General features: G+C 70.8%; 11 protein-coding genes and 1 tRNA gene. 6 read left to right on the top strand and 6 right to left on the bottom strand.

What is annotated here, in order from left to right; genetic code table 11:
- Positions 1-542 precede the first annotated feature (542 nt).
- The gene (locus QFZ82_RS23945; protein WP_307715111.1) at positions 543-1,922 is read left to right on the top strand and encodes an NAD(P)/FAD-dependent oxidoreductase; all 1,380 of its coding nucleotides are present in this window, start codon (positions 543-545) and stop codon (positions 1,920-1,922) included.
- A gap of 197 nt (positions 1,923-2,119) precedes the next feature.
- Positions 2,120-3,436: a cyclopropane-fatty-acyl-phospholipid synthase family protein gene (locus tag QFZ82_RS23950; protein WP_307715112.1), complete on the top strand. Its 1,317-nt coding sequence runs from the start codon at positions 2,120-2,122 to the stop codon at positions 3,434-3,436.
- 269 nt (positions 3,437-3,705) lie between these two features.
- Here QFZ82_RS23950 and QFZ82_RS23955 read toward each other — a convergent pair whose 3' ends face one another.
- Positions 3,706-6,243: an ABC transporter permease gene (locus QFZ82_RS23955; RefSeq protein WP_307715113.1), complete on the bottom strand. Its 2,538-nt coding sequence runs from the start codon at positions 6,241-6,243 to the stop codon at positions 3,706-3,708.
- Between the two features lie 162 nt (positions 6,244-6,405).
- Complete coding sequence (locus QFZ82_RS23960) at positions 6,406-7,176, bottom strand: ABC transporter ATP-binding protein (protein WP_177152358.1); 771 nt, start codon at positions 7,174-7,176, stop codon at positions 6,406-6,408.
- Positions 7,177-7,565: 389 nt separating this feature from the next.
- Here QFZ82_RS23960 and QFZ82_RS23965 point away from each other — a divergent pair.
- Together QFZ82_RS23965 and QFZ82_RS23970 are read left to right on the top strand one after the other, a co-directional pair.
- Positions 7,566-7,647: transfer RNA gene (locus QFZ82_RS23965), tRNA-Leu, on the top strand.
- Positions 7,648-7,814: 167 nt separating this feature from the next.
- Complete coding sequence (locus QFZ82_RS23970) at positions 7,815-8,705, top strand: Bax inhibitor-1/YccA family protein (RefSeq protein WP_307715114.1); 891 nt, start codon at positions 7,815-7,817, stop codon at positions 8,703-8,705.
- Between the two features lie 96 nt (positions 8,706-8,801).
- Here QFZ82_RS23970 and QFZ82_RS23975 read toward each other — a convergent pair whose 3' ends face one another.
- The gene (locus QFZ82_RS23975) at positions 8,802-9,032 is read right to left on the bottom strand and encodes a DUF4287 domain-containing protein (RefSeq protein ID WP_177152356.1); all 231 of its coding nucleotides are present in this window, start codon (positions 9,030-9,032) and stop codon (positions 8,802-8,804) included.
- A 98-nt stretch (positions 9,033-9,130) separates the two neighbouring features.
- Between QFZ82_RS23975 and QFZ82_RS23980 the strand changes: the two genes are divergently transcribed.
- Positions 9,131-9,454 carry a hypothetical protein gene (locus tag QFZ82_RS23980; protein WP_307715115.1) on the top strand — a complete coding sequence of 108 codons (324 nt, stop codon included), beginning with the start codon at positions 9,131-9,133 and terminating at the stop codon, positions 9,452-9,454.
- A 32-nt stretch (positions 9,455-9,486) separates the two neighbouring features.
- Here the strand turns inward: QFZ82_RS23980 and QFZ82_RS23985 are convergent, their stop codons facing one another.
- From QFZ82_RS23985 to QFZ82_RS23995, 3 genes are all read right to left on the bottom strand, one after another.
- Positions 9,487-10,341: a hypothetical protein gene (locus QFZ82_RS23985; RefSeq protein ID WP_307715117.1), complete on the bottom strand. Its 855-nt coding sequence runs from the start codon at positions 10,339-10,341 to the stop codon at positions 9,487-9,489.
- A 694-nt stretch (positions 10,342-11,035) separates the two neighbouring features.
- Complete coding sequence (locus tag QFZ82_RS23990; protein WP_307715118.1) at positions 11,036-12,256, bottom strand: acetyl-CoA C-acetyltransferase; 1,221 nt, start codon at positions 12,254-12,256, stop codon at positions 11,036-11,038.
- Positions 12,257-12,392: 136 nt separating this feature from the next.
- Complete coding sequence (locus tag QFZ82_RS23995; protein ID WP_307717823.1) at positions 12,393-13,397, bottom strand: SGNH/GDSL hydrolase family protein; 1,005 nt, start codon at positions 13,395-13,397, stop codon at positions 12,393-12,395.
- 149 nt (positions 13,398-13,546) lie between these two features.
- Here QFZ82_RS23995 and QFZ82_RS24000 point away from each other — a divergent pair, with 149 nt between their 5' ends.
- Complete coding sequence (locus tag QFZ82_RS24000; RefSeq protein WP_307715119.1) at positions 13,547-14,935, top strand: cystathionine beta-synthase; 1,389 nt, start codon at positions 13,547-13,549, stop codon at positions 14,933-14,935.
- Positions 14,936-15,012: the final 77 nt, after the last annotated feature.

A 15,012-nucleotide genomic window follows, 5' to 3' on the forward strand; every position in this document is an offset into this window, starting at 1 on the left:
CTTTGCCAGCCTGGCACCAGGCGCGTCCCGTCGCGCGCCGAACAGCCCGGAACCGTCCCGACGGGTACGCGGGAGCCGCCCGGCCGGCCCTGTGGACCGACGGGGCGGCTCGGCATTCCACCCGCGCGGCGCGAGAGCGAGGCGCTCGCCCTGCCGGCCTCCGGTCTGGGCCTGGTGGAGCGATCGGAGGGCCCCGGGAAGCGCCCGCGGAGAAAGTTCGTGAAGTTCTTCACAAGGAATTCGGCCCCGATGGGCGCTCCGAGGCCCCGAAACCCTCTCTCCACCCGCCTGTTGGGTGTTCTGCAGCGGATTCCAAGGCATTCGGTATGCGTTGCCCGCAGAGGGGAAGGAGGAGTGGTTCTCCTGTCGAGAAGGCTTAGGGGCCAGCTCACGAGGGGTGGACAACGTCCTCTGTTACACCGTGGTTCCCGTACCACGCCATGACCTCGGTCACGTGGGCCGCGCAGTGTAGCAGAGCACACCCAAGTGCTTGTGAAGGGGCTCACGAGCACCCCCTCCGAGGGGGGTGGATACTCGATGGCATGAGCACCACGGAGCGTCCCAGGATCCTCGTTGTAGGCGGTGGGTACGTAGGCCTGTACGCGGCACGTCGCATCCTGAAGAAGATGCGCTACGGCGAGGCGACCGTCACGGTCGTCGACCCGCGCTCGTACATGACGTACCAGCCCTTCCTCCCCGAAGCTGCCGCCGGCAGCATCTCGCCTCGGCATGTCGTCGTCCCGCTGCGACGTGTGCTGCCCAAGGCAGAGGTTCTCACCGGCCGGGTCACGACCATCGATCAGGACCGCAAGGTCGCCACCGTCTCCCCGCTGGTCGGCGAGGCGTACGAGCTGCCCTTCGACTACCTGGTCATCGCCCTCGGCGCGATCTCCCGTACCTTCCCGATCCCCGGCCTCGCCGAGCAGGGCATCGGCATGAAGGGCATCGAGGAGGCCATCGGCCTGCGCAACCACGTCCTCGAGCAGCTCGACAAGGCCGACTCGACGACCGACGAGGAGGTCCGCCGCAAGGCGCTGACCTTCGTCTTCGTGGGCGGCGGCTTCGCCGGTGCGGAGACCATCGGTGAGGTGGAGGACCTGGCCCGCGACGCGGCCAAGTACTACACCAACGTCAAGCGCGAGGACATGCGCTTCATCCTCGTCGACGCCGCCGACAAGATCCTTCCCGAGGTCGGCCCCAAGCTGGGCACGTACGGCAAGGAGCACCTGGAGGCCCGCGGGGTCGAGATCTACCTCTCCACCTCCATGGACTCCTGCATCGACGGCCATGTGGTGCTCAAGAACGGCCTCGAGGTCGACTCCAACACCATCGTGTGGACGGCCGGCGTGAAGCCCAACCCGGCGCTGGCCCGCTACGGCCTGCCGCTCGGCCCCCGCGGCCACGTGGACTGCAACGAGACCCTCCAGGTCAACGGCACCGACTACATCTGGGCCGCCGGCGACAACGCCCAGGTCCCGGACGTGGCCGCCCGCAAGGCCGGCGTCGAGAACGCCTGGTGCCCGCCGAACGCCCAGCACGCGCTGCGCCAGGCCAAGGTCCTCGGCGACAACGTGATCTCCGGGATGCGCGGCTTCCCGCAGAAGACGTACGAGCACGCGAACAAGGGTGCGGTCGCCGGTCTCGGCCTGCACAAGGGCGTCGCGATGATCGTCATGGGCAAGGTGAAGATCAAGCTCAAGGGCCGGCTCGCCTGGTACATGCACCGTGGCTACCACGGCATGGCCATGCCGACCTGGAACCGCAAGATCCGGGTCTTCGCCGACTGGACGCTCGCGATGTTCCTCAAGCGCGAGGTCGTCTCCCTCGGTGCGATGGAGAGCCCGCGCGAGGAGTTCTACGAGGCCGCCAAGCCGGCCCCGGTCGCCGCGAAGCCGGAGGCCGAGAAGGCCAAGGCGTCGTAACGACACCCGCACCGCCCCGAAGGGGCCGCCCGCCATCCGTGGTGCGGGCGGCCCCTTCGGCGTTCCCGGCGTACACCCGGTGGGCCATGCAGGCATTTTGCCTGTGCATGGCGTAGTGCGGGGAAGTACACAGGGTGGGCATCGTGTTGGACGGAAGTGGAGCGTTCCGCGGAACCACCGTCACGGAGGTGTGCGCCATGGCCGACGCCGCGCTGCGGCTGACCACTCTTGCCGAGGAAGTGCTGGGAGCCCCGCTCCCGGTGCGCATCCGGGCCTGGGACGGCAGCGAGTCCGGTCCTCCGGACGCGCCGGTCGTCGTCGTACGCCACCGGCGGGCGCTGCGGCGGCTGTTGTGGCGGCCGGGCGAGCTCGGCCTCGCGCGCGCGTGGGTCGCCGGAGAGATCGACGTCGACGGGGACCTCTACGAGGCGCTCGACCGGCTGTCCGGGCTCGCGTGGGAGCGGAACTCCGACCCCGCTGCCACTGCTGACGCCGCCCCCGCCGTGCACCCGCTGCGCGACCCCCGGCTGCGGGCCGCCGCCCGGGGGCTGCTGAAGCTCGGCGGCGCGCTTCCCCCGCCGGCCGCCCCCGCCGAGGAGGTGCGGCGCCGCACCGGCCCGCTGCACACCAGACGGCGCGACAAGGAGGCCATCAGCCACCACTACGACGTCGGCAACGACTTCTACGGGCTGGTGCTCGGCCCGTCGATGGTCTACTCGTGCGCCTACTGGGACGAGGGCGAGGGCACCACCCTGGAGGAGGCCCAGCGCGACAAGCTCGACCTGGTCTGCCGCAAGCTGGGGCTGGCGCAGGGCGACCGGCTGCTCGACGTCGGCTGCGGCTGGGGCTCGATGGCGATCCACGCGGCACGCGAGTACGGCGCGCAGGTCACGGGCATCACCCTCTCCCGCGAGCAGGCCGCGTACGCCCGCAAGCGGATCGCCGACGAGGGGCTGACGGACCGGATCGAGATCCGCGTGCAGGACTACCGCGACGTCAGGGACGGTCCGTACGACGCGATTTCCTCCATCGGCATGGCGGAACACGTCGGCCGGGTCCGCTACCGCGAGTACGCCGACCAGCTCCTGTCGCTGCTGAAGCCGGGCGGCCGACTGCTCAACCACCAGATCGCGCGCCGCCCGGAGAAGAACGAAGCGGCGTACCACGTGGACGAGTTCATCGACCGGTACGTCTTCCCCGACGGCGAGCTGGCCCCGCTCGGCCGTACGGTCGCCACGCTGGAGGAGGCGGGCTTCGAGGTCCGCGACGTGGAGGCGATCCGCGAGCACTACGCCCGCACGCTGCGGGCCTGGGTCGCCAACCTGGAGGCGTCCTGGCCCCGCGCGTCCCGCCTGACGTCCCCGGGCCGGGCGCGGGTGTGGCGGCTGTACATGGCGGCGTCGGCGGTGTCGTTCGAGCGGAACCGGATCGGAGTCAACCAGATCCTGGCGGTCCGGACCCCGACGACGGGCGAGTCGGGCCTTCGCCCGCGCACACGGGACTGGCGGGGCTGAGGGCGGGACGGGGGCGAGGACCGCCGCGCGGACCTGCCCCCGAACCGGGGGTTCCGCCCCCGGGCCCCCGCGCATCAAACGCCGGCGGGGCTGCGTATGCAGCCCGTCTGGGGGTCCCTCCCACGGCCGCCAGGCCGTAGGGGGAGATTGAGGACACCGCGCGAAGCGCGGTACGGGGTTTGGGGCGAAGCCCCAGTTCGGGATGGGGCGGGGTGGGGAAAGGCTCCGCGCAGCGGCCACACCGCCGCGCGGACGCCCCCGCCCCCGGCCTACTCCGTCTTGATCGCCGTCAGCATGTTCAGCCGCGCCGCGCTCCGCGCCGGCCACATCGCCGCCAGCACACCCACCACACCGGCCAGCAGCAGGAAGATCCCGATCCGGTCCCACGGCAGGATCAGCGCGTAGCCCGGGATCTCGGAGCGGATCGTCTCGCCGATCGCCCACGCCAGGAACGCACCGAGGCCCACTCCGATCACCGCGCCGAACACCGAGATCACCACGGCCTCCAGGCGGATCATCCGCTTCACCTTCCGCCGGTCGAGACCGATCGCGCGCAGCATGCCGATCTCCTGCTGGCGCTCGAACACCGACATCGCCAGCGTGTTGATCACGCCGAGCACCGCGATGATCAGGGCCATCGCGAGCAGGCCGTACATGATGTTCAGCGCCGTGTTGATGAAGCCGCCGAACATGTTCCGGATGTCCTGCTGGTCCATGACGCTCATCGCCGGGTTGTCGCCGAGCGCGTCCACGAGCGCCTGCTCGTTCGCCTCGCTCGCTCCGCCGTCCATCGCCACCCAGATCTCGGGGATGAACGGCCTGGTCTCGTACGGGGCCACCAGGTCGGTCGACACCAGCACCGGCGAGAGGAACTCGTTGCCCTGGTAGACGGCGCCGATCCGCACGTTCTTCTTCTCCGGCTTGTCCGCGTCGCCGAAGTCCGCCGGCAGCGTGTCACCGACCTTGTAGCCGCTGGACTTCGCCGTGTCCTCGGCGACCGCGATCTCGCCCTTGGCGAGTGTCGCGAGCGATCCGGACACCGTCTTCAGGTCGAAGACCTTCTCCACGGCGCCGGGGGTGACGGCCGACGCGGCGTGCCACGTGCCCTTGATCTCCAGCGACGTCGCCTGCTGCGGCGAGACCGCGCTGACGCCCTTCGCCTTCCGGATCGCCTCGAGCGCCGACTCGTCCAGGGCGCCGCCGCTGGCCATCGAGACCATGTAGTCGGCCCGGATGTTGTCCGTCGTCATCTTGTCGACGGCCCGGCCCATCGTCGCGCCGAGCACCGACAGGCCGGTGACCAGGGTCAGGCCGATCGCCAGCGCGGAGGCGGTGGCGCCGGTGCGGCGCGGGTTGCGGACCGCGTTCTGTCCGGCCAGCTTGCCGGACACCCCGAACACCTTGTGCAGCAGCGGGCGGGCCAGGGCGATGACCGGCCGCGACAGCAGCGGGATGAGGACGATGACGCCGACGAGGGCGAAGAAGGCGCCGGCGCCGATGAGCATCCGGCCGTCCTTGCCGACCGCCGCGCCACCGACGATGCCGGCCGCGCCGAGCAGGGTGACGGCGCCGCCGATGCTGTTCCGCAGGACGAGCGACTTGGTCGTCGCGACCGCGTGCACGCTGCCCATCGCCGCGACCGGCGCGATCTTCGCGGCGCGGCGGGCGGGCAGCCACGCCGCCAGCATCGTGATCAGCACACCGACAGCGAACGCCGCGGCGACCGCGGTCGGGGACACCACCAGCGGACCGGCCGGCACCTTCGCGCCGAACGCGCTCATCGCGGACCGCAGCCCGGTCGCCAGGCCGAGGCCCAGGACGAAGCCGACCACCGAGGCGACCGCTCCCACGACCATGGCCTCCAGGATCACCGAGCGCTTGACCTGGCGGCGCGAGGCGCCGACGGCGCGCAGCAGCGCCAGCTCCTTGGTGCGCTGGGCGACGAGCATGGTGAAGGTGTTGGCGATCAGGAAGACGCCGACGAACAGGGCGATGGCCGCGAAGGCGAGCAGCATCGTGTTGAGGTTCGACAGGCCGCTCTCGATCTGCCGGGCCTGGTCGTCGGCGAGCTGCGTGCCGGTCTGGGCCTCGGCGTCCTCGGGCAGCAGGGGCTCGACGGCGTCGAGGATCTTCGCGTCGGACGCGCCCGCCGCGGCGGTGACGGTGACGTCCTTGTAGTAGCCGGGCTGGAGGTAGAGCTTCTGCGCGACGGCGGTGTCGAACAGGACCAGGCTGCCGCCCGCGTTCACCGCGCCGTCCTCGGTGGTGAACACACCGGCGAGGGTGTACTCCTTCACCGGACCGTTGGTGGCGACGCGCACGGTGTCGCCGACCTTGTACGTGCCCTTCTCCGCGGAGTCCTTGTCGAGGGCTATCTCGCCGGCCGCCTTCGGGCCCGTGCCGTCGGTGAAGTCGTACGCCGGGTCCTTCCCGTCCTCGCCGGGGACGAAGTTGGCTCCGGTGTTGGACCAGCCGTTGCCGATGAGCTTGCCGTCCTGGTCGGCGACCCCGGCGAATCCGGAGACCCGTCCGGTGGCTCCGGCCACGCCGTCGAGGGCCCGGATCTTCTCCAGGGTCCTGTCGTCGATTCCGGCGTTCTTCCGGCTGTCGTCCGGGTCGGCGTAGGTGGTCACGGCGACCGCGACGTCGTCGTAGCTCTTGGCGGACTGCTTGCGGTAGGCGTTGCCGAGGGTGTCGGTGAAGACCAGGGTGCCGGAGACGAAGGCCACGCCGAGCATCACGGCGAGCACGGTCATCAGCAGCCTGGCCTTGTGCGCGAGCACATTGCGCAGGGCGGTACGGAACATGGTGTGTCCTGGGAGTGGGCCGGCGCGCGACGAAGGAGCCCGGCGGGCTCGGTCACGGGCCGGACGATGACAACAGGAGAGCAGGGGGCCTTCAGGCGTGCGGTGCGTCGCCGCACATGCGGGGCGTGGGGCCGGTCGTACGGCCCGCCGGGCGGTGGAGCGTCAGCTCGTGCGGCCCTTGGCGTCGAAGGCCTTCATCCGGTCGAGCACCCCGTCGGCGCTCGGGCTCAGCATCTCGTCGACGATCCGCCCGTCCGCCAGGAAGATCACCCGGTCGGCGTAGGAGGCGGCCACCGGGTCGTGGGTCACCATGACGACGGTCTGGCCGAGCTCGCGCACCGAGTTCCGCAGGAACCCCAGCACCTCGGCGCCCGAGCGCGAGTCCAGGTTTCCGGTCGGCTCGTCACCGAAGATGATCTCGGGCCGGGAGGCCAGGGCGCGGGCCACGGCCACGCGCTGCTGCTGGCCGCCGGACAGCTGGGCCGGACGGTGGCCGAGCCGGTCGCGCAGACCGACCATCTCGATGACGCGCTGCACCCACTCCTTGTCGGGCCTGCGGCCCGCTATGTCCATGGGGAGCGTGATGTTCTCCTGCGCGGTCAGCGTCGGCAGCAGGTTGAACGCCTGGAAGATGAAGCCGATCTTGTCGCGGCGCAGCTGGGTCAGCTGCTTGTCCTTGAGTGAGCCGAGCTCGATGTCGCCGATGCGCACGGAGCCGGAGCTGAAGGTGTCGAGGCCGGCGACGCAGTGCATCAGCGTCGACTTGCCGGAGCCCGAGGGCCCCATGATCGCGGTGAACTCCGCCTGGCGGAAGTCGACGCTCACCCGGTCGAGCGCGACCACCTGGGTCTCGCCCTGTCCGTACACCTTGGACAGGTCCGTGGCGCGGGCGGCCACGGCGGTGGCGCGGTGAGCGATGGGCGTGGTGGTCACGAGAAGGGCTCCTGTCGGCCTTGTGCTGCGGGGACCGTCCCATCGTGTCGCCCGCCGGGCGACGAATCGTCACTCCCGATGCCCGTTCCCGGGGCCCTCTCCGGTCGGACCGGACGGCGTGCTCGTCATCCTTGGGTATGACAGCGCCCCTTAGCCGGCCGGGGGACGGCGGACCGGTGCCGACCTGACATACGTGCCCGGCAGTTTTCCGTCATTCCCGATGCCGCGCGCGGGCGGGCAGGACCCCTGTGCTGCGGGTACGAACACCCATGTACCAGCACTGACGGACCCTCAGGTGCCAATAAAATAAGACAACATCGGGCCATCGGGGCCGATGTCGGTTCGATCTCCACCGATAGGCTCGTGTGCCAACGCGGAGCCGCGTACACGCCCGGATGGTGGAATGCAGACACGGCGAGCTTAAACCTCGCTGCCCCTCGGGGCGTGCCGGTTCAAGTCCGGCTCCGGGCACACCTGAGCCTCGGGGCACCCGTCCCGCAGCCGCCAGGCCACCGGCCCGGCGGCCCTTCGGTACGTCACGATCTCGGAAAGATCCTCCCCGAGCACTAGGGTGTTCTCTTTGCTTCCGCATTACTCTTGACTTCTAGTGCCACGCACGGTGGCCAAGGAGGAGTGAGATGAGGAGCAGCAACCCGGTCTTCTCGCGACGGGGGTTCAGCCGCGACAACGGCTACGCGGGCTTCAACGCGCAGCAAACGCAGGCCGGGGGCCCCGCCGCTGGAACGAACCCCTACGCACAGGGCGCGGGCAACCCGTACGCCACCAACCCCTACGCCCCGGCGGGCACGCAGTCCGGCGCTCCCGTGCAGGCGCCCGCCCGCACGGGCGTGATGACGATCGACGACGTCGTCACGCGCACCGCCATGACCCTCGGCACGGTCGTGCTCACCGCGATCCTGTCCTGGGTGCTGCTGCCGGTCGACCCGGCCAACCTCGGCACGTCGTACGGCATCGCCATCGGCGCGGCTCTGGTCGCGATGGTGCTGGCGCTCGTCCAGGCCTTCAAGCGCAAGGCCTCGCCCGCGCTGATCCTGCTGTACGCGGCCTTCGAGGGCGTTTTCCTCGGCGTGATCTCCAGCGCGGTCTCCACGTACATCTCGGACGGCGTGGTCGCCCAGGCCGTGCTCGGCACGATGGCGGTCTTCGCCGGCGTGCTGATCGCCTACAAGATGCGCTGGATCCGTGTCACGCGCCGTTTCTACGGCTTCGTGATGGCGGCGGCGATGGGCTTCGTCCTGCTGATGCTGGCGAACCTGCTGTTCTCCGTCTTCGGTGGCGGTGACGGCCTCGGCTTCCGTACCGGCGGCCTCGGCATCCTGTTCGGTGTCATCGGCGTCATCCTCGGAGCCTGCTTCCTCGCCCTGGACTTCAAGCAGGTCGAGGACGGCATCGCGTACGGCGCTCCGCGCGAGGAGTCCTGGCTGGCGGCCTTCGGCCTCACCCTGACCCTGGTGTGGATCTACCTGGAGATGCTGCGTCTGCTGTCGATCCTCCAGGGCGACGACTGATCCAGGTCGTCACCCCTGCGGCACACGCACGAAGGGCCCGCCCGGCACTTGCCGGGCGGGCCCTTTCCGTTGCTCGTGCGCGATTCCGCCAAGCCGCTACAGCAGCTTGCGCGCGGCGCGCCTCAGATCGTACTCATGGATGATCGCTTTGGCCTGGCCGTACGAGAGGTTGTGTTCGCCGCGGAGCCAGCTGACCTTCTCCTCGAAGCGGAAGAGCGACGGACCTTCTTCGACGGTGCGCAGCCAGTCGGAGATCTCACGACCGGTGCATTCGGGGATTCGGGAGAGCAGATTTCGGTGGGTCTCTTCGGAGAAGACTTGGGACATCGGCGCCTCCGGACGCATTGCGCGTGTGCTCTTCACGCCACCGTGCCTGAGGGTTCGCGTATTGGCAACAGTCCCGCGAGGGCGCGTAGGGTCGCGGCGTGCTTGATACGAGTGAGCTGATCACCGTCGGTGAGCGATTCGCGGACCGGTTGCGGGCGGCCCCGCACAGCCGTCTCCAGCGTGGCGCGGCGGCCGAGGGGCTGGCCCTGGCCAGGGAATTGTCGGTGCGGGCGCAGCGTCTGGAGAACCCGTCGGGCGAGCCGATGATCATGCCCGACGAGGGCGTGTTCGCGGTGGCGGACCAGCTGATGGTGGCGGTCCGTGACATGGCCGAGGCCCTGCGGTTCGGCCCGGCAGGTCCCGAACAGGTTGACGCCGCGGTCGTCCTCGTACAGGAGGCCGCTGCGCGGGCGGGGCTCTAGGGGGCGCGGCGGGCGGCAGGGCCCGGGGAGCCTCAGTGGGAGACGATCACGCGGTCCGCGAGGATGTAGACGCTTTCCTCGCCGCAGGTGAAGGTCAGGGCGTAAGCGCCCGAGACGCCGGAACCACCGAGCAGCACGGGCGCGTGGCCCGCGCGCAGCGCCTCGGCGAGGCGTTCGGCGGTCTCGCGGTGGCCGGGCGTCATGCACAGCGTCGTCCCGTCGGCGAACACGTACACGTCGAGTGTCCCCAGCGGACCCGGCCGGACGTCGGCCAGCTCGGTACCGGTCTCGGCCAGCTCCTCGAGCCGCGCGACCGTGCGCTCGTGGTCGGTGACCACCGGCGTCTGGACCGGGACGAAGTCGGGGTGCGAGGGGTGGCGGCGGCGGGCGGCGGCCAGCTCGGGGGAGTCCTCGGCGAACTCGGTCATCTCCGGCAGGTCCGCCATGTCGTCGAGCGCCTCCACGGCGTCCAGGTCCATGGCCTCCAGGCCCACGAAGTCGGCCTGGCGGGGCACGTAGAACGGCGGGATCTCGTCCCCTGCGTCGGGAAGGCCGCCGAACAGCGACGCGGAGCCGTCGCCGGCGTAGCGGGCAGAGGCGTCCGCGGCGTCCCGGGCCTCCTGCGCCGCCCAGAAGGCGCGCGCCTCGGCCAGCTCGCGCTCCCGCTCCTCGGCCAGCGCCTCGGCGACGGCCGCGCGTATCTCGGCGGTGTCGCTGCGGCGGGCCGCGGGTACGGAGGCCGTGCGGCCGGGCCCATGCGACGCGGCGAGCTCGGCGCGCAGGGCGGTGACCTGCTTGCGGAGTCCGTGGGCGGCGTGCAGGGCAGCGGCGCCCACGGCCGTGGCGGCGGCCGCGGTCAGCAGCAGGGCAAGAGGCATGGCGCTCACTGACGTACTCCCGGTTTTCACTCGATACCCCCGACTTCCTACATCAGCTTGCGATGTACTCGCGCCTCCTGTCAGTGCATTACGTCACGAATTGGACAGGACTTTGTGCCCTGTGTTTAGCCGGGAAAAGGCGTTGACCTGGTAAAAGGGTCTCCCCCAGGAGATAGGTCACATCCTGGGGGAGATTGCGTCACGAACTGAGATCCACAGCGCGTAGACCCGCGGAACCGCGTCGGATCGGCCGATCCGCCCAATCCTTCGCGCCATCGCTGCGGGCGGGGGCGCCGGGGCGGCCCCTGCCCTCCGCTCCGGCTCAGCTCAGCCGCTCGGTTCTTCGGTCGCGCTGAGCCTCGCCACCGCTGCGGGCAGGTGCCGCCCCTCGCCACGCGGCGGAGCCGCATGTCGGCACGGCCGGGGCGGCCCCTGCCCTCCGCTCCGGCTCAGCTCAGCCGCTCGGTTCTTCGGTCGCGCTGAGCCTCGCCACCGCTGCGGGCAGGTGCCGCCCCTCGCCACGCGGCGGAGCCGCATGTCGGCACGGCCGGGGCGGCCCCTGCCCTCCGCTCCGGCTCAGCTCAGCCGCTCGGTTCTTCGGTCGCGCTGAGCCTCGCCACCGCTGCGGGCAGGTGCCGCCCCTCGCCACGCGGCGGAGCCGCATGTCGGCACGGCCGGGGCGGCCCCTGCCCTCCGCTCCGGCTCAGCTCAGCCGCTCGATGACCATCGCCATGCCCTGGCCGCCGCCCACGCACATCGTCTCCAGGCCGAACTGCTTGTCGTGGAACTGGAGGCTGTTGATCAGCGTGCCGGTGATCCGCGCGCCGGTCATGCCGAAGGGGTGGCCGACCGCGATCGCGCCGCCGTTGACGTTGACCTTGTCCAGGTCGAAGCCGAGGTCGCGGTAGGACGGGATGACCTGCGCCGCGAACGCCTCGTTGATCTCGACCAGGTCGATGTCGGAGGAGGTCAGGCCCGCGCGCTGCAGAGCCTGCTTCGACGCCTCGACCGGGCCGAGGCCCATGATCTCGGGCGAGAGGCCCGAGACGCCGGTGGAGACGATGCGGGCCAGCGGGGTCAGGCCGAGCTCGCGGGCCTTGGTGTCGCTCATGATGACGAGCGCGGCGGCGCCGTCGTTCAGCGGGCAGCAGTTGGCCGCGGTGACCATGCCGTCGGGGCGGAAGACGGGCTTGAGGCCCTGGACGCCCTCCAGGGTGACGCCCGCGCGCGGGCCGTCGTCCGTACTGACGACCGTGCCGTCGGGGGTCGTCACCGGGGTGATCTCCCGCTCCCAGAAGCCGTTCTTGATGGCTTCCTCGGCCAGGTTCTGCGAGCGCACGCCGAACTCGTCCATCTCCTGGCGGGTCACGCCCTTCCAGCGGGCCAGGTTCTCGGCGGTCTGCCCCATGGCGATGTACGCGTCCGGAACGAGGCCGTCCTCGCGCGGGTCGTGCCAGGTGGTGCCCTCGGTCTCGGCGACGGCAGCGGTGCGGGCCTCGGCCTCGGCGAAGAACGGGTTGTGCGTGTCCGGCAGCGTGTCGGAGTTGCCCTTGACGAAGCGGGACACCATCTCGACGCCCGCGGAGATGAAGACGTCGCCCTCGCCGGCCTTGATGGCGTGCAGCGCCATGCGCGAGGTCTGCAGCGACGAGGAGCAGTAGCGGGTGACGGTGCAGCCGGGGAGGTGGTCCATGCCCATCTGCACGGCGACGATACGGCCGAGGTTGTGGCCCTGCTCGCCGCCGGGCAGACCGCAGCCGAGCATCAGGTCGTCGATGTCGCGGGGGTCCAGCTCGGGCACCTTGGCGAGCGCGGCCTGGATGATCGTGGCGGTCAGGTCGTCGGGCCGCAGCTCCTTCAGGGAGCCCTTGAAGGCCCGGCCGATGGGCGAACGGGCGGTAGAGACGATCACGGCTTCGGGCATCACGGCTCCATGGGAAAAGAAGGACGGGCAGGCTGACTGACTGGGAAGTTACCCGTACGTACCGGCCTGGTCACCGTACGGGCCGTGTGATGAGGGACTCTTTTCTAAGCGCTTGTTCAGTGAAAGTGTACGGCCGTCAGTCCGTCTCCACGCGGGCCTCGGTGGGCTCCCTGTCCGGGGTCGGGGACACCTCCGCCGCCGGGAGACGGCGGCGCCTGCGGTGCTTGAGCAGCGCCCAGGGCGCCCGTGCGCCCGTGACCTCGGTGCCCGCCTCCGAGGCGGCGGTCGCCGCCGCGCGCGCCACAGGCAGCATGTCCTCGTCGCGGTCCACGTCCAGCGCGTCGGTCTCCGGCCACAGGCCGAGGGCCGCGCACAGGGTGGGCAGCATCGCCATCGCCGCCGTGGCGTAGCCCTCGGCGGAGGGGTGGTAGTTGTCCGCGCCGAACATCTCGCGCGGGTTCGCCGCGAACTCGGGGCCGAGCAGGTCGCCCAGCGAGACCGTGCGCCCGCCCTGCTCCACCACCACGATGGTCTGCGCGGCCGCCAGCTGCCGCGACACCCGGCGGGCCAGCCAGCGCAGCGGCTGGTACACCGGCTCGATCGTGCCCAGGTCCGGGCACGTGCCGACCACCACCTCCGCCCCCGCCGTCCGCAGCCGGCGCACCGCCGACGCCAGGTAGCGCACCGACTGCGTCGGCGGCATCCGGTGCGTGACGTCGTTCGCGCCGATCATGATCACGCACACGTCGGGGGTCCGCGTGCGGTCCGCGAGGAGCTGGGTCACCTGCCGCTCCAGGTCGTCCGACTGGGCACCCGGCAGCGCGATGTTGCGGACCTCGACCGGTCGCTCGGCCACGGCCGCGAGCCCGGAGGCCAGCAGCGCCCCCGGCGTCTGGCCGGCCCTGCGCACGCCCTGGCCCGCCGCAGTGGAGTCGCCGAGGACCGCGAGATACAGCGGGTCGTCCCGGCCGAACGCCATCCCGTACAGGCCGTTGCCCCGTGGAGGGATGGGTGCCGTGCCCCCGCCGACCGAGCGCTTCGCCAGCTGGACCTCCGCCAGCACCACGCCCACCGCCGCCGCACCGATCAGGCCGATACCGCCTCCGCCGTATGCCGCACCCGCCGCGATGCGCCTGGCCACCCTCGCCCTCGACACAGCCACCTCCTCGCGGCCCTCGCAGGCCGCCGTCTTGCCGTACTAGAGCTAACTGCCCCGTAGCCGGTGTCGCCCAATCCAGCGCCCATCCGGCATACGCTGGCCGCACCATCACGGAGACCCCGGAGAACACTGTGCGTATCCACAACTCGATGATCAGCCTCGTCGGCGACACCCCGCTGGTGAAGCTGAACAACGTGACCGCAGGCATTTCGGCGACCGTCCTCGCCAAGGTCGAGTACTTCAACCCCGGCGGGTCGGTGAAGGACCGCATCGCCCTGCGGATGATCGAGGCGGCCGAGCAGAGCGGCGAGCTGAAGCCCGGTGGCACCATCGTCGAGCCGACCAGCGGGAACACCGGTGTCGGACTCGCGATCGTGGCCCAGCAGAAGGGCTACAAGTGCATCTTCGTCTGCCCGGACAAGGTGTCCACGGACAAGATCAACGTGCTGCGCGCGTACGGTGCCGAGGTCGTGGTCTGCCCCACCGCCGTGGACCCCGAGCACCCGGACTCGTACTACAACGTCTCCGACCGGCTTGTGCGGGAGACCCCCGGCGCCTGGAAGCCGGACCAGTACTCCAACCCGAACAACCCGCGCTCGCACTACGAGACCACCGGTCCGGAGCTGTGGGAGCAGACGGAGGGGAGGATCACCCACTTCGTCGCGGGCGTCGGCACCGGCGGCACGATCTCCGGCACCGGCCGTTACCTCAAGGAGGTGAGCGACGGCCGTGTGAAGATCATCGGCGCCGACCCCGAGGGCTCGGTGTACTCCGGCGGCTCCGGGCGGCCCTACCTCGTCGAGGGCGTCGGCGAGGACTTCTGGCCGAGCGCCTACGACCGGACCGTCACCGACGAGATCGTCGCCGTGTCCGACAAGGACTCCTTCCAGATGACCCGCCGCCTCGCCAAGGAGGAGGGCCTGCTCGTCGGCGGCTCCTGCGGCATGGCGGTCGTCGCAGCCCTGCGCGTCGCCGAGCGGCTCGGCCCGGACGACATCGTGGTCGTCCTGCTCCCCGACAGCGGCCGCGGCTACCTCTCCAAGATCTTCAACGACGAGTGGATGGCCGACTACGGCTTCCTGGAGGAGACGGGCTCCGCGACCGTGGGGGACGTGCTGCGCCACAAGGAGGGCGGCGCCATCCCCAGCCTGGTGCACATGCATCCGGAGGAGACCGTCGGTCAGGCCATCGAGGTGCTGCGCGAGTACGGCGTCTCGCAGATGCCGATCGTCAAGCCCGGCGCCGGCCACCCGGACGTGATGGCCGCCGAGGTCATCGGCTCGGTGGTCGAGCGCGAGCTGCTCGACGCCCTGTTCACCCAGCGCGCCTCGCTGCACGACCCGCTGGAGAAGCACATGTCCTCCCCGCTGCCCCAGGTGGGATCCGGCGAGCCCGTGGCCGACCTGATGTCGGTGCTCGGCGACTTCGCGGACGCGGCGATCGTCCTGGTCGAGGGCAAGCCGACGGGTGTGGTGAGCCGTCAGGACCTGCTGGCCTTCCTCGCGAACGACGCCAAGTAACCGGCAGCGGAAGTCCTTTCGTGAAAACGGTACGAGCGCGACACGTTCGCGCAGCACCTGCTTAACACGCGTCCGGC

The organism is Streptomyces sp. V4I23, assembly GCF_030817975.1.
Lineage (GTDB): Bacteria > Actinomycetota > Actinomycetes > Streptomycetales > Streptomycetaceae > Streptomyces.